This is a genomic window from Pedobacter sp. PLR (assembly GCF_026239675.1).
Lineage (GTDB): Bacteria > Bacteroidota > Bacteroidia > Sphingobacteriales > Sphingobacteriaceae > Pedobacter.
In genome coordinates, this window is sequence record NZ_JAPIVQ010000005.1 from 211,535 (window position 1) to 232,111 (window position 20,577).

Annotated in this window: 16 protein-coding genes; 12 read left to right on the forward strand and 4 right to left on the reverse strand. The window is 40.9% G+C overall.

Features of this window, described 5'->3' with window-relative positions; genetic code table 11:
• Positions 1-43: 43 nt before the first annotated feature.
• Genes OQX61_RS14055 through OQX61_RS14065 form a run of 3 tightly spaced genes read right to left on the reverse strand, consistent with a single transcriptional unit; the run spans position 44 to position 2,685 of the window.
• Positions 44-1,213, reverse strand: coding sequence for a chromate transporter (locus tag OQX61_RS14055; RefSeq protein ID WP_265842381.1), 1,170 nt, complete (start codon positions 1,211-1,213; stop codon positions 44-46).
• 43 nt (positions 1,214-1,256) lie between these two features.
• Positions 1,257-1,784 (reverse strand): hypothetical protein, encoded by a 528-nt coding sequence (locus tag OQX61_RS14060; protein ID WP_265842382.1) that lies wholly within the window; start codon positions 1,782-1,784, stop codon positions 1,257-1,259.
• A gap of 43 nt (positions 1,785-1,827) precedes the next feature.
• Entirely contained in the window at positions 1,828-2,685 is an 858-nt protein-coding gene (locus tag OQX61_RS14065; protein WP_265842383.1) for a chromate resistance protein ChrB domain-containing protein, read from the reverse strand.
• Positions 2,686-2,859: 174 nt separating this feature from the next.
• Here OQX61_RS14065 and OQX61_RS14070 point away from each other — a divergent pair, with 174 nt between their 5' ends.
• From OQX61_RS14070 to OQX61_RS14115, 10 genes are all read left to right on the forward strand, one after another.
• On the forward strand, positions 2,860-3,090 hold the full coding sequence (locus tag OQX61_RS14070; RefSeq protein WP_265842384.1) for a hypothetical protein: 231 nt from the start codon (positions 2,860-2,862) through the stop codon (positions 3,088-3,090).
• 99 nt (positions 3,091-3,189) lie between these two features.
• A complete protein-coding gene (locus tag OQX61_RS14075) occupies positions 3,190-4,473 on the forward strand; it encodes a hemolysin family protein (protein ID WP_265842385.1) in 1,284 nt (427 codons plus the stop codon).
• 69 nt (positions 4,474-4,542) lie between these two features.
• Entirely contained in the window at positions 4,543-5,412 is an 870-nt protein-coding gene (locus OQX61_RS14080; RefSeq protein WP_265842386.1) for a universal stress protein, read from the forward strand.
• Between the two features lie 29 nt (positions 5,413-5,441).
• Positions 5,442-6,428 carry a PstS family phosphate ABC transporter substrate-binding protein gene (locus OQX61_RS14085; RefSeq protein WP_265842387.1) on the forward strand — a complete coding sequence of 329 codons (987 nt, stop codon included), beginning with the start codon at positions 5,442-5,444 and terminating at the stop codon, positions 6,426-6,428.
• A gap of 2 nt (positions 6,429-6,430) precedes the next feature.
• A complete protein-coding gene (pstC, locus tag OQX61_RS14090) occupies positions 6,431-7,318 on the forward strand; it encodes a phosphate ABC transporter permease subunit PstC (RefSeq protein ID WP_265842388.1) in 888 nt (295 codons plus the stop codon).
• Entirely contained in the window at positions 7,311-8,174 is an 864-nt protein-coding gene (gene pstA, locus OQX61_RS14095) for a phosphate ABC transporter permease PstA (RefSeq protein ID WP_265842389.1), read from the forward strand. Before pstC ends, pstA begins: the two co-directional genes overlap by 8 nt.
• Complete coding sequence (pstB, locus tag OQX61_RS14100; RefSeq protein WP_265842390.1) at positions 8,150-8,947, forward strand: phosphate ABC transporter ATP-binding protein PstB; 798 nt, start codon at positions 8,150-8,152, stop codon at positions 8,945-8,947. The genes pstA and pstB overlap by 25 nt, the downstream gene beginning before the upstream one ends.
• A 20-nt stretch (positions 8,948-8,967) precedes the next feature.
• Complete coding sequence (phoU, locus tag OQX61_RS14105; protein WP_265842391.1) at positions 8,968-9,621, forward strand: phosphate signaling complex protein PhoU; 654 nt, start codon at positions 8,968-8,970, stop codon at positions 9,619-9,621.
• 274 nt (positions 9,622-9,895) lie between these two features.
• Positions 9,896-13,033, forward strand: a complete 3,138-nt coding sequence (locus tag OQX61_RS14110) for a SusC/RagA family TonB-linked outer membrane protein (RefSeq protein ID WP_265842392.1) — start codon at positions 9,896-9,898, stop codon at positions 13,031-13,033.
• Between the two features lie 10 nt (positions 13,034-13,043).
• Complete coding sequence (locus tag OQX61_RS14115) at positions 13,044-14,552, forward strand: SusD/RagB family nutrient-binding outer membrane lipoprotein (protein WP_265842393.1); 1,509 nt, start codon at positions 13,044-13,046, stop codon at positions 14,550-14,552.
• Positions 14,553-14,762: 210 nt separating this feature from the next.
• Here the strand turns inward: OQX61_RS14115 and OQX61_RS14120 are convergent, their stop codons facing one another.
• Positions 14,763-15,686, reverse strand: coding sequence for an AraC family transcriptional regulator (locus OQX61_RS14120; protein ID WP_265842394.1), 924 nt, complete (start codon positions 15,684-15,686; stop codon positions 14,763-14,765).
• A gap of 123 nt (positions 15,687-15,809) precedes the next feature.
• On the opposite strand from OQX61_RS14120, the gene OQX61_RS14125 reads away from it, so the two are divergent.
• Together OQX61_RS14125 and OQX61_RS14130 are read left to right on the forward strand one after the other, a co-directional pair.
• On the forward strand, positions 15,810-17,138 hold the full coding sequence (locus OQX61_RS14125) for a sugar porter family MFS transporter (protein WP_265842395.1): 1,329 nt from the start codon (positions 15,810-15,812) through the stop codon (positions 17,136-17,138).
• Positions 17,139-17,176: 38 nt separating this feature from the next.
• Positions 17,177-20,533, forward strand: a complete 3,357-nt coding sequence (locus OQX61_RS14130; RefSeq protein WP_265842396.1) for a DUF5107 domain-containing protein — start codon at positions 17,177-17,179, stop codon at positions 20,531-20,533.
• Positions 20,534-20,577: the final 44 nt, after the last annotated feature.

A 20,577-nucleotide genomic window follows, 5' to 3' on the forward strand; every position in this document is an offset into this window, starting at 1 on the left:
AATTAGCGTGATGATCATCAGGTTTGACCCTCATTTCTTTTCCTTATAAAAGTGTTTTAATAAGTATTCCAATTATTGCCGATGCCAGTATGAGCTGCGGTTCTTTTATTGTCCTGATATATATTAAGGCTAATGCACTAAGTAAAGCAATTAAAGCAGTTGCAAGATCAACAATTGGCCGTTCTGCAATAATGATCACTGCACCAACCAATGATCCTATAACTACTGCAGTAATCCCATCGACAAAAGCTTTCATACTTGTATTTTTCGCTATCTTTTTAAATGAGGGAGCTAATGCCACGGTAAACAGATAGCAGGGTAAGAAAGTAGCTAAAGCGGCGACGCAAGCGCCTGGAAAACCAGCGACGAGGTACCCGATAAATCCAACCGTAATGACTACCGGCCCGGGTGTAACCATTGCTACAGCTACAGCATCTAAGAATTCATTTTCTGTCAGCCAGCCAAATTCCTGAACTACACCGCCATGTAAAAACGGTACAATAGCCAATCCACTCCCAAAAACAAATGCTCCGGCTTTCAGGAAAAACCATCCGATGTCCCGGAGGACCTTCCCATCGTAATGCCAGAATCCAACACCAAGTAACAGTACGGATGGGGCCGTAGTTGGTCTTTTGATCCATTTTGACGGTGCTTTTACCAGCATATAGACGATGCCACAACCTACAAAAAGTAAAATGTCTTCTCTTTTTGTAATCACAGTGGCTACCACACCCAAAAGGTAGAATACCCACAACAACCATTTTGATCTGATTGCGCTAAGATCAAGATTGCTGACAGATTTAATGGTGAGTTTGTAAGCACTAATGGCAATAATGCCAATCACAGCAGCGCTCACTCCATAAAATACGGCCTGTATTCCCGGAAGACCACTATACAGTTTATAAGCCATTCCCAGTAAAACTACCATCATAAAGGACGGTAAAACAAATGCCAATCCTACCAATGTCGCACCAATCAGTCCATAATGGACAAATCCCATGTAGATACCTAACTGAGCTGCTAAAGGTCCTGGTGCCAGCTGAGCAAGGGCAAGCCCTTCTTTGTATTCTTCTTCCGTAACCCAGGCCTTTTTTTCAACAAGGTCGGTATACATATAACCAACTAAAGCAACAGGGCCACCAAAGCCCAGAGTACCCAGTTTTAAAAAATAAAGGGTCATGTCACTTAATTTATAAATTGGGTTTTCTTTCATAGTTCATAGTTCATAGTTCATAATTCAGGGGAGCAGTCATTTTTTAGAATGCAATACCGAACTGGAAGCCAATACCAAAAGAAGATGGGAGGTCATTTCCAAAGCGGACAGGCAAAGGGAGAGCAATAAAATAGTTACTGCCTTTATTTTTCTTTACTACTTTATTTAAAACAGGAGTAAGACCGTAACGTCCGGAGGTTTCAAAAGCCGCCCGGCCTGCAAAAGTAAAACCATTTCCCAATGCAATAAGGACTCCCGGATGGAACAATACATGGTTAACTTTACTTCCTGCGGATGTCGCTTTTACAAAGGGTACAATTTCACTGCTAAAGCCGATTTTGGCATTTTTCCAGATGTTGATGCCTATAGGCATTCCAACAGTATAGCTGTCTTTAAAGTTGGTATGGGTTCCATCCTTGCTAAAAGTAACAATGGGGTGAACAATTCCAACATATCCGGCGATTTTGGGATAAGTTTGCACCGGTGTTTGCTGGGAATACCCAGTCAGGGAAATCAAGAGGCTACTTACCACCAGAATAGTGAATCGGGTTTTATATATCGTAGTTTGCATAGTACAAGACTACTGCTGTTATGGAAGATAAAATAGAATGGTTTTAACTATTAGGATGTATTTTACCTTTTTGATTATTCTTTTTGTAGGCTGAAGGTGTTAAACCGGTTTCCAGCTTAAAAATACGGGCAAAATGGCTTTGATCAGAAAAACCTGTCAAATAGGCAATTTCGGAAAGGGAATAATCAGAAGTTTCAATGAACACCATAGCCTTATCTATCCTGAGTTTTCGGATATACTCCCCAAATGAAAGGTTATCAAAATACTTTGAAAACTCCCTGGATACATAGGCTGGATTTACATTTAATTCCTGAGAGATCCCCGTTAAGCTCAAGGTAAGGTTGGTGTCGATCTGGTCCTGTATGATCGTTTTTAACGCTGTTGCCCAGACTGGTACCTTACCAGAGTTTCCCTTTTTAAGAAATTGATGATAAACATCGACTAACAGTTGCTCGACGGGGCTTTCGGTATGTTTTACATTTTGAAGATGTTTGACCCATGTATATAAAGCATCATAAATGACTGTCCCCGCTTTAAGTAACTCTAAATCATCCTTGATATTATAAGCCATGCCTGCAGCAATTGCCCATAAACCAGCGCACTGACTTGATAGGTGGTGTTGATCAGTATCCGCGCCTCTGATGATGGGTGCCATGATATCCAGTGCGGGGTCATTTAATTTATATTTTTTAATCAGTGCATCAAAAGTGCATTGATCCTTTTGATGGCTGAGTTCAACACCTGGAACATCGAATGGAATTGCAGCTGATTTTGTCGCTATTTCAATCACCTGATCGAATGGTACGTAAAAGAATACTGCGTTCCTGTCAATAAAATTCCTGATCAGCCAGGGGCAGGCGATGCGGTCTATTTTTGGTCTTTCACGGGTGATCCAGTTCATTGTTATTTATAGCTACTTATCAAACTTAAGATTATTTTTTGATCCTTATGCCGGGTTTATCATTAATGCAAATTCTGAGGTATGGGGGGCAATGATGTGCACTAATCTCATGAATTTTATAGGTATATAACAGCGAACACAATAAAAGCGCATTTCTGACGCTATATTTACATTATGAATTTACCAATGCGCATCACTTTTGATGAAAAAGACTATACCTACGTTGTTTTAACTAAGGGAATAACAAAAGAAACCAGTGCAATCCAGATTAACCTCAATGATATGGAGTATCAGCTTGTTTGTAATTTAAAGGGGGATTGGGATGCTGCTGATGCGACTACAAACGATCATCCCGGACTACTTAAAGCTATAGGAAGAAACATCAAACTCCGGTATCGGTTGTAAAAAAAACAGGGGAGTACACTGTTTTAAAACTTAAGCCCCGGGCAACAAAAAGCATGATCTTATTTTAATTATATTTGGGTAACACTAAATATCTATACTTTGGAAGTACTGATCATCTTTATTCTAACTTTATTGAACGGCTTCTTTGCCTTATCTGAAATTGCATTGGTCTCGGTAAAAAAAAGCAGGATTGAACATCTTGCTGCTCAGGGTAGTGCCAATGCAAAAACAGTGCTTAAACTGTTGGATAACCCGGAAAACTTTCTTTCCTCGGTTCAGGTTGGAATTACGCTTATTGGTGTCATTTCAGGTGCCTATGGTGGCGCGGCGCTTACAGATGATATGGTCGTTTTGCTCTCCGGACTAACTTTTCTGGGCGATTCGCTGCATACGGTTTCCTTGATTATAGTGATTGGAGGCATCACCTATTTTACAATTGTGGTTGGGGAGCTTGTGCCGAAGACTATCGCCATGAATAATTCAGAGCGGATTTCTTTGTTTTGTGTTCCGGTGATCCGGGTCTTTACCTTAATTACCTATCCTTTTGTCAAATTGCTTTCTATCTCCACTTCTTTAATTCTCAAGCTAATGGGGGTTAAAGAAAATGAAACTGAAAAAGTTTCTGAGGAGGAACTCCGGTTTATGCTGAAAACGGCCGGTAAACAAGGGGTTTTGGAAAGCGAAGAAAGCGAGACTTTCCAGAATCTTTTTTCCTTTACCGATCAGACTGCAAAATCATTGATGACCCATAGCTCAGAAGTTGAATGGATCAACTATAACTGGAGTAAAGAAGATATTTTCGATAAGGTGAAAGAAAGTGTCCATTCCAGGTTTATAGTTGCCGATGGTGTACTGGATAAACCTCTAGGTGTCATTAATATTAAAGATCTGCTGGAGAATTACAACCATGAAGATTTTAGCCTTGACCGGATTTTAACCAAGCCGATTTACGTAGTGATGAACGCTCCGGCTTTTAAGATCCTGAATTTGTTTAAGGATAAAAAGCAATACATGGGAGTGGTGGTGGATGAATTTGGAAGCGTTCGCGGTGTGATTACGCTTCATGATTTAATTGAAGCCATTGTTGGCGATCTGCCGGATGAAGATGAAACGGATAAAAATCACATCATCCGCAGGGAAGACAACAGTTATCTGCTGAACGGAAGGACTACAATATTTGAACTGAACCAGTTTTTTGAACGGGAAATTATTGAAATCAATTTAGCGCATTATTCAACAGTCTCCGGATTTATGATGGATCATTTAAAAGCAATGCCTCATGAAGGTAATGTTGTTGAATATGAGAATTTTAAATTCGAAATTGTTGATATGGATGGCGTACGTATAGATCAGGTTTTAATGACTAAATCTGAGGTTATTTAAGGCAATTTTAAACCATTCTGTTCCCTGCTTGTTTAAAATACAAACCGTATATAAAATAAAAATTGTATTATGGCAACTTCAGCAGAACCTGGAAAGAATGCAGGAACAATAGTCATTTTTACTGACTTTTCTAATGCAGCTCTGAATGCAACAAACTATGCTGCTGCTTTAGCCAGGCAGTTGAATGTGTCACGTCTGCAGATCTGTTACTCAGAGCATACTCCAACCACAATGGAAATGCAATCCCAGATCATCATACTTACAGAACAGGAACATCAAAGACATATAGAACAGCTCCGGACCTTAAAGGATAAGTTACAACCCAGGTTAAATAAAGGAATAGTCATTGAAAGCTATATAGACCAACGCCCCCTGGATGAGATTGTCAATAGTTATCCTGAGGGCCAGTCTCCGGAGCTTGTGGTGATGGGGATAGCAGGTAAAGACCTGCTGGAACGAACTTTCATTGGTAGCAATACAATTCGTGTTGCCCGGATTACTCCCATTCCGTTATTGATTGTGCCGGAACATTCCAAATTCAAAACCATAGAAAACGTTGTATTTGCCTGCGATTTGAAAAAGGTTTCAAAGACTACACCCGCAGTTGCAATAAAGCGTATGGTAAATATACTGGGCGCAAAATTATCAATCTTAAATGTAGATCATCATGAGGAACATTTTAATCCTGATACCCTGACTGAAATGAACAGTTTGTACCAGTTATGGGAAAATGAGCAGCCTGAGTATCATTATACAGATAACAAGGATATTGCCAAAGGAGTAATGGATTTCGCAGATGAACATCAAATGCAAATGGTAATTGCAGTGCCAAAAAAATATGGATTCTTTGAGGGCCTGTTTCACACCAGCCTGACCAAAAAGCTAGCCTATCATATACATGTACCTTTATTGCTCTTCAAAGAAGAAAAACAAAAATGACCTGAAGAGGTATTGTCAAACGGTAGGATATGTCCAGATATTATTTTTTACGATACCTCCTGTACCCATTGATGTTATGTTCTTGTTTTAAAGAATATAAAGGGAAAATAAATATTGATGGCTCAAGTAGTGTATACCCATTAACGGAAGCAGTAGCTGAGGAATTCAGAAAGCAAAATGGGGAGATCCGGATTACCGTAGGCATATCAGGTACGGGTGGAGGATTCAAAAAATTCCTGAGGGGCGAAACTGATATTACCAATGCTTCACGACCGATCAGTCCTGAGGAACTGAAAGTAAGCAGAATAAATGGGATTGAATTTATTGAAATACCGGTTTGTTATGATGGATTGGCCATTGTTGTTAACCCCAAAAATACTTTCGTGCATTACCTAACTGTTGCCGAGCTAAAAAAAATGTGGTCACCTCAAAGCCAGGGGAAGATCATCTCCTGGAAACAAGTCCGGGATTCATGGCCGGATATGCCTTTAAATTTATATGGCGCCGGCACCTCATCCGGAACCTATGATTATTTTAATGAGGCTATTAATGGAAAACCAAAAGCTTCCAGAGGAGATTATACCGCAAGTGAGGACGATAATGTTTTAGTTCAGGGGGTATCCTCAGATATTGGCGGACTGGCGTATTTCGGTTTAGCCTACTATATAGAAAACAAATCAAAACTTAAACTTGTTCCGGTTAAGTACAGTAAAGAAAGTGAAGCGGTGTTCCCTAATGATTCAACCGTTCAACATGGAAAATACCAGCCACTCTCCAGACCTGAATTCATTTATGTAAACATAAATTCAGCAAAAAAAACATATGTACAGGAATTTGTGAAGTTTTATTTGGAGCACGCAGCTTCATTGGCACAAGAGGTTGGGTATGTGCCCTTACCAAAAGCGGTATACCGTTTATCTTACCTGCGCTTTAAGAAAGGAAGTACCGGTTCTGTTTTTGAAAACAAATCAACAGTAGGTGCAAATCTGCTGCAACTTTTATCCACGCAAGAGTAACGATGGCCAGCATAAGGATCAAATCTGAAAAAGTTATAGAATGGATTATGATCCTATGCAGCCTGGTTTCTGTACTGACGACGATAGGTATTATTTTGGTACTCTCCCTGGATACTTTCGAATTCTTTAAAGAGGTGTCCTTTATCGATTTTTTAACCGACACACAATGGACACCCTTATTTCAAGATAAGCATTTTGGCATTATGCCCCTGCTTTCCGGAACCTTGCTCACGACCACAATAGCCATTTTAGTGGCAGTGCCGGTAGGCATCACCATTGCTGTGTTTTTAAATGAATATGCTTCTAAAAAATTTACAGCATGGGTTAAACCAATGCTTGAAGTTCTGGCCGCTGTTCCTACAGTTGTGTATGGCTTTTTCGCATTGCAGTTTGTTACACCCTTGTTGCAGCAAATCATTCCGGGTCTGGCTGGTTTTAATGCGCTGTCTCCGGGAATCGTTATGGGAATTATGATCATTCCTTACATCACTTCTTTGAGTGAGGACGCATTACGTGCAGTACCAGGAGCCTTACGTGAAGCTTCCTACGGGCTTGGGGCCAATAGGTTTCAAACTGCGTTCAAGGTAATTGTGCCAGCCGCCAGTTCAGGGATTGTAGTTTCAGTAATTCTGGCCGTTTCCAGGGCACTTGGGGAAACCATGATTGTAGCCATAGCAGCCGGGCAACAACCCAGGCTCACATTTAATCCACTGGAATCCGTGGAGACCATTACCACCTATATTGTACAGGTGAGCATGGGTGATGTACCTCAGGATTCGCTGGAATACCGCACTATATTTGCAGCAGGTATTACGCTTTTTGCATTTACTTTCCTGCTCAACAATATCAGTTTCTGGATGAGGAAAAAATATCATCAGCGTTATGAATAGAAAACATTTAATTAACCCCGGGCTCCAGGATACACTTTTCAAAGTGTTTGCCGCCCTATGCACCATCCTTGTCTTACTTACCTTATTGGTGTTATTGATTGATATAGTCATCAAGGGGATACACCGGATCAACTGGTCTTTTTTTACCCAACTTCCCTCCAGGCATCCTGAGGAATCGGGAATTTATACGGCCCTTGCAGGGATGGTCGGTCTTTTGTTTTTCACCCTGATTATTGCTTTACCTATAGGCATATTGTCGGGTATTTATCTGCAGGAATATGGTAAACGAAACAGACTGGCAAAGTTTGTAGAAATTAACATTTCTAACCTCGCCGGGGTTCCATCAGTAATTTATGGGATTCTTGGATTAGAATTGTTTGTAAGATCAGCAGGCCTCGGGAACAGCATTATTGCAGGGGCACTTACACTTGCACTTTTAATTATGCCAGTAATCATCGTATCTACAAGAGAAGCGATAAAAGCTGTTCCGGATTCATTACGCGAAGCCTCATTCGGGCTTGGTGCCACCAAATGGCAAACCATACGCAGTGTAGTTTTACCTGTTGCCTTTGGAGGTATACTTACCGGAATTATTCTCTCTACGTCCAGGGCAATAGGAGAAACAGCACCCCTGATTGTGGTAGGTGCTTTAGCTTATGTCCCTTTTATACCAGAAGGTCCAATGGATCAGTATACCTCCCTGCCCATCCAGATATTTAACTGGACATCACGTCCGCAACAAGGTTTTGTCGTCAATGCAGCCGCTGGTATCATTGTCTTGTTATTATTTACATTTTTACTTAACGGTACGGCTATTTATTTAAGAAACAGATGGTACAAAAAGACAGCTATATAACACAAGGTAGTCCTTATGGCGTTTTTAAGTTAAGGGTCGAGGAACTTAACCTATACTATGGTAGTAAGCAGGCGCTGAAAGATATTTCTATTAAAATAGCACCAAATACCGTTACTGCTTTTATAGGCCCTTCCGGATGTGGCAAATCTACATTTTTACGATGTTTTAACCGGATGAACGATCTGATTGAAAATGTGACCATAACAGGTCGTGTTTTGGTTGATGATGTAGATATCTACAAAAACATGGTTGATGTATTTCAGCACCGGAAAAAAATCGGAATGGTATTTCAAAAGCCAAATCCCTTTCCCAAATCCATTTTTGAAAATGTCGCTTTTGGCCTGCGTATTAACGGGGAAAGTTCAAAGTTAGTCTTGCAGGAGATTGTTGAAAGCGCGCTCAGGCAGGCTGCGCTATGGGAAGAGGTAAAAGATAACCTCAACAAGTCTGCGTTGACCTTATCCGGCGGACAGCAGCAAAGGCTTTGCATCGCACGTGCCATCGCTGTTCAACCATCAGTATTACTGATGGATGAACCTGCATCTTCACTAGATCCCATTTCAACCGCAAAAATAGAAGAATTGATCTATCAGCTAAAAGATCAGTTTACCATAGTAATTGTAACGCACAATATGCAACAGGCTGCCCGGGTTAGCGATAAAACGGCCTTCTTTTATCTGGGAGAACTGATAGAGTTCGATAAAACTGACAAAATTTTCACCAATCCATCATTAGTAGCTACTCAAAATTACATTACGGGCAGATTCGGGTAAACACAAAAATCAAAAATGATATGACACACTTACAGTCAGAATTGAAATTATTGAAATCAGATATCATAGAAATGTGGGAGTTGGTCATTTCACAGCTGGACAAGTCACTCATTGCTATTGAAAAATCTGATAAGGAGCTCTCCAGATCGGTAGTTGCAAATGAAAAACGGGTGAATGCTTATGAGCTGAAAATTGACCGGGATTGTGAGAACATATTTGCACTTTTTAATCCTGTAGCTGTAGATCTTCGTTTTGTGCTGGCTACGCTAAAGATTAACAGAAACCTGGAACGTATTGGTGATATAGCTGAAGGCATCTGCAAATTAGTTGCCAGTGAAAAGGAACATTTTGATAAGTCTTTATTGGAATGTACAAGGTTTCATGTGATGTTTGAAGCAGCGATCTGTATCGTAAAAGAGGTACTTGATGCCTTTGATAAAGAAGATGCAAAGCTGGCGAGGAGTGTTTTTAAGAAAGATGAATTGCTTGATGAAATCAATGCGGAAGCACATCAGTTCATTACCAGGTACATTAAAGACCATTTGGATAAGACTGAACAGGCATTAAATGTGCTCTCCATTTTACGTAGACTCGAGAGAGTGGGTGATCAGGGTAAGAACATAGCGGAAGAGATCATTTTCTATCTTGAAGCAAAAGTACTTAAACACAAATAATATCAATAAATAACAAACCAGATACTTGTCAGTATTCGTACTCCGGGATTTGATTTTAAGGCCGATCACCATGAAGCGAAGGCTATAAAACCTGTAAGGAATAAGTAATTGTTAAGCCTGATCATAAGCAGCCCGGTTCTGAATTAAAGAACCGGGCTTTTTTATGGAAGATTAACAATTATTCAGGCTCTTAGTTTACAAATACTTAACAGATGTTTAGTGTTGTCTTTATAAACTAAGTTTAGTTTTGCTAAACAAATCATTAGCTAAAACTATGAATCAATTCTACACAAAAGGAAAATTACTATTAACGGTATTTCTCTTGTTCTGCAGCATTAACATGTATGGGCAGTCCAAAGTAACCGGGACCGTCGTAGATGAATCCGGGCCTATTCCCGGCGCGACTGTTACCAATAAAAATAATGGGAAAAGTACTTCAACTGATCTCAAAGGGGGCTTTAGCATTGTTGGAGCACCCGAAGATCTCCTTGAAGTCAGATCGATGGGCTACAAGACTAAACAGGTGAAAGTTGGAAGTGCAGCTGCAAATTCCATCATCTTACAGACCGACAGTAAATCTCTGGACGACGTGGTGGTGACTGCACTCGGAATTAAAAAGGAGAAGAAAGCAGTAGGCTATTCGGTTCAGGAAGTAAAAGGAAGTGACCTCGTAAAGGCAAGGGAACCAAATGGAATCAGCTCGCTGACTGGAAAAGTTGCAGGTCTGACCATTACACCAAGTGCAAACCTGTTTGGAGATCCCGGGATTTACCTGAGGGGCCAGTCTGGAGTACTCATCGTAGTGGATGGAGTTCCGATAAGCTCAGATTCCTGGAATTTAAGCCCTGATGATATTGAGAGCTATTCGGTATTAAAAGGCGCAAATGCAGCCGCGTTATACGGTAGCAGGGGACAAAAAGGGGCTATTTTGATTACGACAAAAAAGGGGGGCTCCATAAACAAAGGGTTTACCGTCGACTTCAACTCCAGTACGCAATTACAAACCGGCTATAATGCAATCCCTGATTACCAGAATTCTTATGGCGCTGGTGATAATTTTAAGTACGAATTTAAAGATGGAAAAGGTGGTGGGATCAATGATAGTGATTATTTTATTTGGGGCCCGCGATTTGAAGGTCAGCTCATTAATCAATACAATAGCCCTATTGATCCGGTTACCAAAGCACTGGTACCTATCCCATGGTTGGCCAGAGGAACCGATAACCTTAAAAATTTCCTGCGCAATGGAGTATTGAGTACAAACAATATTGCCATTTCAACCAAAAGCGAAGTCGGTGAAATGCGTATGTCTATTTCGCAAATGCTGCAGCGTGGTACAGTTCCGAATACCAAACTGAGCAGCACGAACTTTAATTTTTCAGGGGGGCTGAATGCAGGTAAGAAAGTAAGATTTGAAGCTAATATTAATTATAACAAACAGATTACTCCAAATTATCCGGATGCAGGTTATGGGCCTAACAGCTATGTGTACCTGATGAATATCTGGGGTGGTGCAGATTTTGATGTAAGAGATCTTCAGAATTACTGGAAGCCCGGTCAGGAGAATATTCAGCAGTATAACAGAGAGTATACGATCTATAATAACCCGTATTTTACAGCCTATGAAAATTTGCATAGTTATGCTAAAGATGACATTTATGGTCATATTTCCATGAAATATAGCATAACCGATAAGCTCAATTTTAACCTTAGAAGTAATGTGAGTACCTGGAATAGAAGCCGTACGAAGCGGATTCCGGTATCAGGTAATTTTTATAATGATGGGGTAAACCAGGTTGGAGGCTACCAGGAAGTGTATGATAAGTTTTGGGAAAACAATACGGAAGGATCATTGAGTTATGCAGATCAGTTTAAGGATTTCGGATTCAAGTCTTCAGTTTTTGCAAATTTAAGATCAGTAAAGGTGAGCTCTTTAAGTGCAAGTACCAATGGTGGACTGATTGTTCCGGGTGTGTATGACTTATCCAACACGGTTTTACCTTCGGTTCCGTCAAATGATTATGGACAAAGACAAGTTGCCAGTGCATACGGTCTGATCGATCTGGACTATAAGAACTATTTATTCCTGAACATTACCGGAAGATATGATAAATCAACAACCTTACCTGTAAAACACAATGCCTATTTCTATCCATCGGCCTCTTTAAGTGCCGTAATTTCTCAAATGGTTAATCTGCCTAAAGAGATCTCTTTCCTAAAAATGAGAGGTTCTTATGCCAATGTAGCTTCTGATCTGGTAAATGAAGATGCGCAGTACGACATCTATAAACTTAATTCAACTTATTCGCCTTATGCTACCCGTTGGAACAACAATACCGGAGTTGGCTATAGTGGGGTCCTGACGAATCCTGATATTTTGGCGGCAAGGGTGAAAACAACGGAGTTGGGGCTCGAAGCCAGATTTTTGAACAACAGGATCGGATTTGATGCAGCCGCATTTTATAATATAGAAGGCCCGCAGATTGTAAACCTGGTGGTTAGCCCGACATCTGGTGTAACTTCTACGCAAAAGAATGCCTTCACTTATGTGAGAAAAGGATTAGAGCTGACGGTAGACGGAAGTCCGGTAAAGACGACCAACTTTTTATGGAATGTCGTGCTGAACTGGTCAACAAATCACCGTTGGTTAAATAAAATTGATGGTATTCTGGAAAGGGATGGATTGATTAAGGTAGGAGATAGGGCAGATGGATACTTTATTACCGATTTTCAACGTGATCCAAATGGGAAAATGATTGTTGGAACGAATGGATTACCAGCTTTAAATCCTTATAGAAGTCTTGTAGGTTATAGCGACAATGATTTTGTTGCGGGTATTAACAACTCTTTCAAGTATAAGAATATCGGCCTTAGTTTTCAGATTGACGGTCGATTTGGAGGAAAAATTGCCAACGCTGTGGATGATTCACAGTGGAATTCGGGAACTGCACCAGCATCTGACAGTCCTTACCGGTTGCTTGACTGGGAGAACAGATCAAATTCCAGCTGGAAGGGAAGCGTGATGACCGACGGGTTAAAGATCGTTAGTGGTGCTTTAAATACTGATCAGGATGGTAATCTGATTTCGGACAACAGGGTTTTTGCAGACAATGATGTGAAGGTATTGTACCAGACCTGGGCAAGGAACTTTAACCGCTCTAACTACGAATTGATGCGTAGCAGAACCTTTGTCAAGTTAAGAGAAGTCGTGCTGACCTATACCGTTCCAACTGCTGTGCTTCAAAAATCAAAGATCATCAGTGCAGCAAGCGTATCACTGGTAGGTAGAAACCTTCTTTATTTCACAGGTAAAGGAACCAGAAATATGGACCTCGATCAGTTCATCGCTGGTGCCGGACTTCAAACCCCATCGGTAAAGAGCTTTGGTGTCAACTTAAATATTACTTTTTAAAATAAAGGTTATGAAAACTAAAATATATTCCATACTAACCTGCATGTTGATCATTCTATTTTCTTCCTGCAAGAAAACAGCAGAGTTGCAAAAAGATCCTGCAGCAATATTAAACGTCTCGCCGAAGTTGATTTTTACCGGTTTATTACTAAACAGCTCGCAGGCACCATGGACAACAGATCAGCGACATAACCAGTTTATGGTGATGAACGAAGCGTATTATGGAAACCAGTCTTACAACTGGACGACTTCAGATTATGCTGCCTATACCCAATTGAGAAATGTTCAGCGCATGGAAATAGAAGCAATGAAGGTAGGGGCTCCGGCATCAGCATATCTGGCCCTTGCTAAGTTTTTCAGGGCTTATTTCTTCGTCTCCGCTACCGAAATGTTTGGCGATATTCCAATGAGCGAAGCTTTAAGAGGAGCATCGGAAGGTAATTTTTTGCCTAAATACGATACGCAGAAAGAGGTTTACAAACAGTGTCTTCAGTTGCTGGAAGAAGCAAATACTGATTTAACGCCATTTGTGGCTGCTAAAACCAAGGTTGATGGTGATTTCTTTTATAATGGTGATCTTGCCAAATGGCAAAAATTAGTTAACTCATTTCGTTTGAGGGTATTGAACGCTTTAAGCAAACGAGCTGATGATACACCTGACCTCAACATAAAAGAGCAATTCTCCGCTATCGTTAGTAATCCCGCTAAATACCCGCTAATACTCAGTAATTCGGATAATTTTCAGCTGGTTTATAATACTTCTAATGTATCGAACAACTATCCTTTATGGCCTTCCAATGGAGTAGTACTGAAAAACGATCTCCGAAACAATCTGGGTGCCACCTATATTGATATTCTGACCAAAACCAGTGACCCAAGGGTATTTGTTGTGGCACTGCCAACCGATTCGGCTAAATTAAGTGGTGATGCCGCTTATGCGACGAAATTCACTTCTTTTAAAGGAGGGCGTACAGGTGAGTTACAGACGACCTTAAAGGATCAGGCCATTGCCGGAAAACTAAGTATGATCAATTTTGATTACTGGCTTTCTTCCCCTTCCGGTATTCCTGCGGTTCAGCTTGGTGCCTCTGAAACTAACTTTAATATCGCAGAAGGAATAAACCTGGGCTGGGCAAACGGAGATGCAGCAAGCTATTACGAGCAGGGCATTACGGAGTCGGTAAAGTTCTATGGCGTAACGAATACTTCCACGATTTCAGCTTTCCTGACAAAGAATAGGTATGCAGGAAATACCAGAACAGGACTAGATCAGATTCTGGAGCAGAAATATGTGGCCTTCTTTCAGAATTCCGGTCGCCAGGCATATTATAACTACAGAAGAACAGGTGTTCCTAAATTTGATATCGGGCCGGCCAATGGTAATAATAATCTGATTCCAACACGCTGGGCTTATCCAACAAGTGAATACACCGTGAATGCCGCCAATTTAAAAGCAGCACTTCAACGTCAGTTTGCCGGAGCGGATAATCAAAATGGGGTGACCTGGGCAACAAAATAACCAGGAAGACCCGGGAGAAAGTAAATACATCAAAATATCACCTGGTAAAAAGTTAACCTACATATTAAGCCGCTGTAAATCAATAATTACAGCGGCTTTTTTTTATGATTGATAAAAGCACTTTTATTTCTGCGAAAAAAAATGTTCCATCCATATCGTCTATGGTAGAAAGTCAATGAGATGGTGTTTTTGGAAAAAAATAAGCTGTGTTTATAAAAACTTGGTTTCCCGGAGCGTTTCTCTTTTTACTTTATAGTCTTGTGGAGAGACACCCATTATTTTAGAAAACATTCTTGAAAAGTAGTATTGGTCATCTATACCAAGTGTTGAGGCAATCTCTTTGATACGGAGATCTGTGAACTGAAGGTATTGGCAGGCTTTCTGTATTTTAATGTGATTGAAGTATTTAATCGGGGCAAAACCGGTTTGATCTTTGAAAAGTGCTGAGAAATGGGAGGACGACAAGTTAACTGATTTAGCGATATCTTCCAGGGTAAAGGTGGTATGCAGGTTTTTTTGCATGAACTCAATGGAAACATCGATGGGATTCACTATGCTTTGTTTAGCCGAATAATTAAATTTTTCATCAAAAATAAAGGAAGAAAGGAAATGACAGAAACTAATATTGACATAGCACAGGTTATCGGTACTGTAACCTCTTTCCAGATTTAAATAGATTTCGTCAAAGAGTTTTATTCTTGATTCATTGAACTGTACAAGGCCTTTATAACTTTTTTGTCTTTTAAGCAACAATCTGATCAGCGACTTAACAAGGTGGCCTTTGAAATGTGCCCAGTAAATGGTCCATGGCATGTTCTGATCGGAAGTGTAAGCATGTGACTTGTCTGCAGGTATGACAATGAAATTTCCCGATTTAATGGTATAGGAAGTGTCTTCAATTGTCACTTCACCCTTCCCATCTGTGCAGTAAAGAAGGATGTACTGATCTATCCCATGGCTACGTTCCCTGTAATGAAATTTTGCTTTCGGGTAAAATCCGATATCCGTAATGTAGATGCCAGCCAATAGTGGATTGGGAATACAGGTTTTTACAAGGATAGACCTGGGCAGTACAATTGCCTTTTGGCCATTAAAACCTTCTTTCTTTTTAATTTCAGTTGTTTGGTTTTCCATCTGTCTTTAGTCGGGGCTGAATTTATAGATAATTCCGTAATATTGTCCATTCCTTCCGTAATTATTTCTATTGTATGGTTGTTATTATTAGTTCAAATTTGGTTTTGTTAACCTAAACCTAAAATGCAACAATTTAAAACTTCGTACCTTTTGTCTATCTCCTTTATCTCCGCATTAGGGGGATATCTGTTTGGTTTTGACTTTGCCGTAATTTCAGGTGCATTACCTTTTTTACGGGATCAGTTTGGACTAAATGAATATTGGGAAGGCTTTGCAACCGGGTCATTGGCCCTTGGCGCTATTATTGGCTGCCTAACAGCCGGCCGCGTGGCCGATAAATACGGTCGCAGACCAGGACTGTTTTTAGCGGCCCTCATTTTTGGCCTTTCTTCTCTTGCAATGGCATTTGCTTCAGACCTGGGGGTTTTTGTTTTCTCAAGGTTTGTAGCGGGAATAGGTGTAGGTATGGCCTCCCTATTGTCACCTTTGTATATTGCCGAGGTTTCTCCGGCAAAATATCGTGGAAGAATGGTGAGCATCAATCAACTAACCATTGTACTTGGAATCCTGATCACCAACCTGATCAATTATTCACTCCGTAATAGTGGGCCGGATGCCTGGAGGTGGATGTTTGGTCTTGGCGCTGTACCTTCTGCACTGTTCATCATCGGGGTAATCTGGCTACCGGAAAGTCCAAGGTGGTTACTCCAGACCGGAAAAGAAAGCAAAGGACTTAAAGTCCTGGAGAAAATTGGCGGTGTTGATTTTTCCATCAGTGCTATGGACATGATGAAATCTGCTGCAAAAGGAAATCAAAAAGTCAGCTACACTGCCGTTTTTGGGAAAGCCGTTTTGCCGGCGGTAACGATAGGGATTGTACTTGCCGTATTTCAGCAGCTTTGCGGAATCAATGTGGTCTTTAACTATCCTTCGAATATTTTTGCCAGTATCGGCGCATCGAAAGATGACCAGTTGCTACAAACGGTATTTATAGGAGGAGTAAACCTGTTTTTTACTATCCTGGCCATGTTTCTTGTGGATAAAATTGGTCGCAGGCCACTCATGTTGTTCGGTGCAGCAGCACTGGCCATATTATATGTGGTGATTGCACAATTACTAGCAGTACATTCTGCTTTGGTAGGGGTGTTTTTGCTGGCTGCGATAGGAACATACGCCATTTCCCTCGGACCAGTAACCTGGGTGCTGATTTCAGAAATTTTCCCGAATCATGTGAGAGGGGCAGCATCATCTATTGCTATACTCTGCTTATGGGCAGCTTACTTCATACTCACTTTTACTTTTCCTGTACTTGCCAAATGGATCGGAATGCACAATACCTTTTACCTCTATTCGGGGATCTGTGTTATGGGCTTCCTTTTTGTCAGGGCAAGAGTTAAAGAAACCAAAGGGAAAACACTGGAAGAACTGGAATCTGTTTTTAGCCCTCATTAATCAACATTATTATTTAATAAAGAAGCACGAATTATATTATGGAAGTAACCGCATGGGTGGAGAAAGTCATCATTCCTACTTACGAAACAGGTAAGCCAGAGAAGAACCCTATTTTTTTAGAAAAACGAGTATATCAGGGAAGTACAGGAGCGGTATACCCAAACCCTGTTATCGAAAAAATATCCGATGAAAAGATTAATAAAGCGTATACAGCAGTATTTATAGAAAATGAATATTTGAAAATAATGGTGCTTCCCGAACTTGGGGGAAGAATCCAAAGGGCTTATGATAAAGTGCGTAACCGTGATTTTATCTATTACAACCAGGTGATTAAACCCGCATTGGTAGGTTTAACAGGCCCATGGATTTCAGGAGGAATAGAGTTTAACTGGCCCCAACACCATCGTCCAAGTACATTTGACCCTATAGATTTTACCATAGAATCACATGATGACGGTAGTAAAACTATTTGGGTAAATGAGCTGGAATTGATGTTCCGTACCAAAGGAATGGCAGGTTTTACCCTATATCCCGATAAAGCTTATCTGGAAGTTAAAGGAAAGGTGTTCAACCCCACACCATTTCCACAAACCTTTTTGTGGTGGGCAAACCCTGCAGTAAAGGTCAACGATCACTATCAGTCTATTTTTCCACCTGATGTGTATGCGGTTTTTGATCATGGTAAGCGCGATGTTTCTGATTTTCCAATCGCTACCGGTACTTATTATAAAAAGGATTATTCACCAGGAACAGATATTTCCTGCTATAAAAATATTCCTGTACCCACTTCTTATATGGCTATCCGCTCCAGCTATAATTTTATAGGAGGGTATGAGCATGATACACAAGCTGGAATGCTACACGTGGCGAATCATCATATTGCACCAGGCAAAAAGCAATGGACCTGGGGGAATGGTGACTTTGGACTATCCTGGGATAGAAATCTGACCGATGAAGATGGACCCTATATCGAACTGATGACGGGAGTCTATACAGACAATCAGCCTGATTTTTCCTGGCTACAGCCTAATGAGGAAAAAACATTTGAGCAGTATTTTATGCCTTATGCTAAAATTGGTGCAGTTAAGAATGCCACTAAAGAAGCCATGTTAAATGTAGAACAGAACGGGAGTGCACTGGACATAAAAGTTTATGCTACCGCTTTCTTTCCTTCGGCAGTGATTAGCTTATTTATAAATGAAGTGTTGGAAGATGCCACTTACTTTGACCTTTCTCCGTCTTTGGTTTTTGAGAAAATCATACCGCTGAAGACCGGAGTTTCTATGGAAAGTGTTCGTGTTCTTGTAGAAACCTGCGACCATAAGCTGTTGGTGAGCTACGAACAGGAAAAGGTGAATCCCGGGGAAATTCCAGCAGCTGCAACAGCAGCAAAAGCCCCTGAAAACATGGATTCTGTAGAAGAGTTATTCCTTAACGGCCTGCACATCGAACAATACCGTCATGCCACTTATCAGGCAACAGATTATTATACTGAAGCCCTGAAAAGGGAGCCTGGAGATGTCCGTTCCAACAATGCGATGGGACTATGGAATATGAGACGCGGACAGTTTGGAGCTGCTGAACAGTTCTTTCGTACGGCCATAAAAACGTTAACATTACGGAATCCTAATCCATACGATGGTGAACCTTATTATAACCTGGGTTTGTCATTAAAAATGCAGGGAAAAGCAAAGGAAGCTTATGAAGCGGTTTATAAATCAACCTGGAATGCTGCCTGGCAGGATGCGGGTTTCCTTGCGCTGTCGAGGATTGCCACAGAAAAGGGGGATTATGAGGATGCATTATACCTGATCAATAAATCCTTATTGCGTAATTACCATTCGCATGCTGCACGTCACCTTAAAACGGCTATCCTACATAAAATGGGCAGACTTAAAGAGGCGATGACTTTTCTTGAAGAGTCTCTGTTGATTGATCCTTTCAATTTTGGGTGTTTGTATGAAAGGTATACCTTGCAATTGGAAAGGGCTGATTTAAGCGCATCAGAAGCGTCGTTAAGCCATCTTGTACAGTTGATGCGACAAGATGTTCATAATTATATAGAATGTGCGCTGGAATATGCACAGGCGGGATTGTATAAAGAGGCGACCGGAATTTTGTCTATCTATATCCGGGAGGAGCAAGGAGAGGTGTATCCGATGGTTTACTACTACATGGGCTGGTTTGCGCTGAGGAGTGGAGATCAGGAGTCTTCACAAGCATACTTTCTTAAAGGGCAGTATGCAGCACCAGATTTCTGTTTTCCTCACCGGATAGAAGATGTGAATGTCTTGTTAGCTGCTATCGCATACAATCCTAAAGATGCTAAGGCATATTACTATCTGGGTAATTTCTGGTATGGAAAACAGCAGTTTAATGAAGCAGTAGCCTGTTGGGAGAATTCGGTGAAGGAAGATCCTGCTTTCCCTACAGCGCATAGGAATCTCTCACTGGCTTATCACAATCATTTGAATGACTCAGATCTTGCGCTTAAGTCGCTCGAAAAAGCGTTTAGCCTGGACATAGCTGATGCGCGGGTATTCATGGAGCTGGATCAGTTATATAAGAAAATGGGATATGCTCCGGAGCCACGCCTGGCTATGTTGGAAAAGTATACTGAACTGGTTAACTATCGTGATGATTTATACCTGGAACAGATCACGCTATGTAATCAGCTGAGCCGATACCGGGAAGCTAAAGCGCTGCTTGCCGGCCGACAGTTCCATCCCTGGGAAGGAGGAGAAGGAAAGGTAGTTGGACAGCACCTCCTTTGCCATACCCAGCTCGCCAAAACCGCGCTCATGGAAGGAGAGTATCACACTGCGATTGAGCTACTTTCAGTGGCAACGCATTATCCCCACAATCTTGGGGAAGGGAAGTTATACGGCGCACAGGAAAATGATATTTATTATCTGGAAGGTTGTGTGTACGAGAAAATGGGATTGAAGGACCAGGCAGATCAAAAGTTTTTGCAGGCCACATCCGGAAACACAGAACCGGTACAAGCGATATTTTACAATGATCCTCAGCCTGATAAAATTTTCTACCAGGGTTTGGCCTGGTTAAAGCTGGAGGAGCAGGATAAGGCAAAGGAGATTTTTGAACGATTTATCCAGTTTGGTAAACTTCACCTGAATGATGAGATCGAGATCGATTACTTTGCGGTTTCCCTTCCTGATTTACTTGTTTTTGATCAGGACCTTAATTTAAAAAATCACATTCATTGTTGTTATTTGATTGGTCTTGGTTATCTGGGCCTTGGTCGTGCTGAAGCAGCCAGAGAAATGTTTATAGAGGTACTCGATATGGATGTTAACCACCAGGGAGCAACCACTCACCTTGGTCTGTTTCCACTCTTAATCCCGTTCGGTATGGTTGATGATGAGGCTAGCTAAAACATGAAATTATAAGTCTATAAACTGATTATTAAAAATTATTA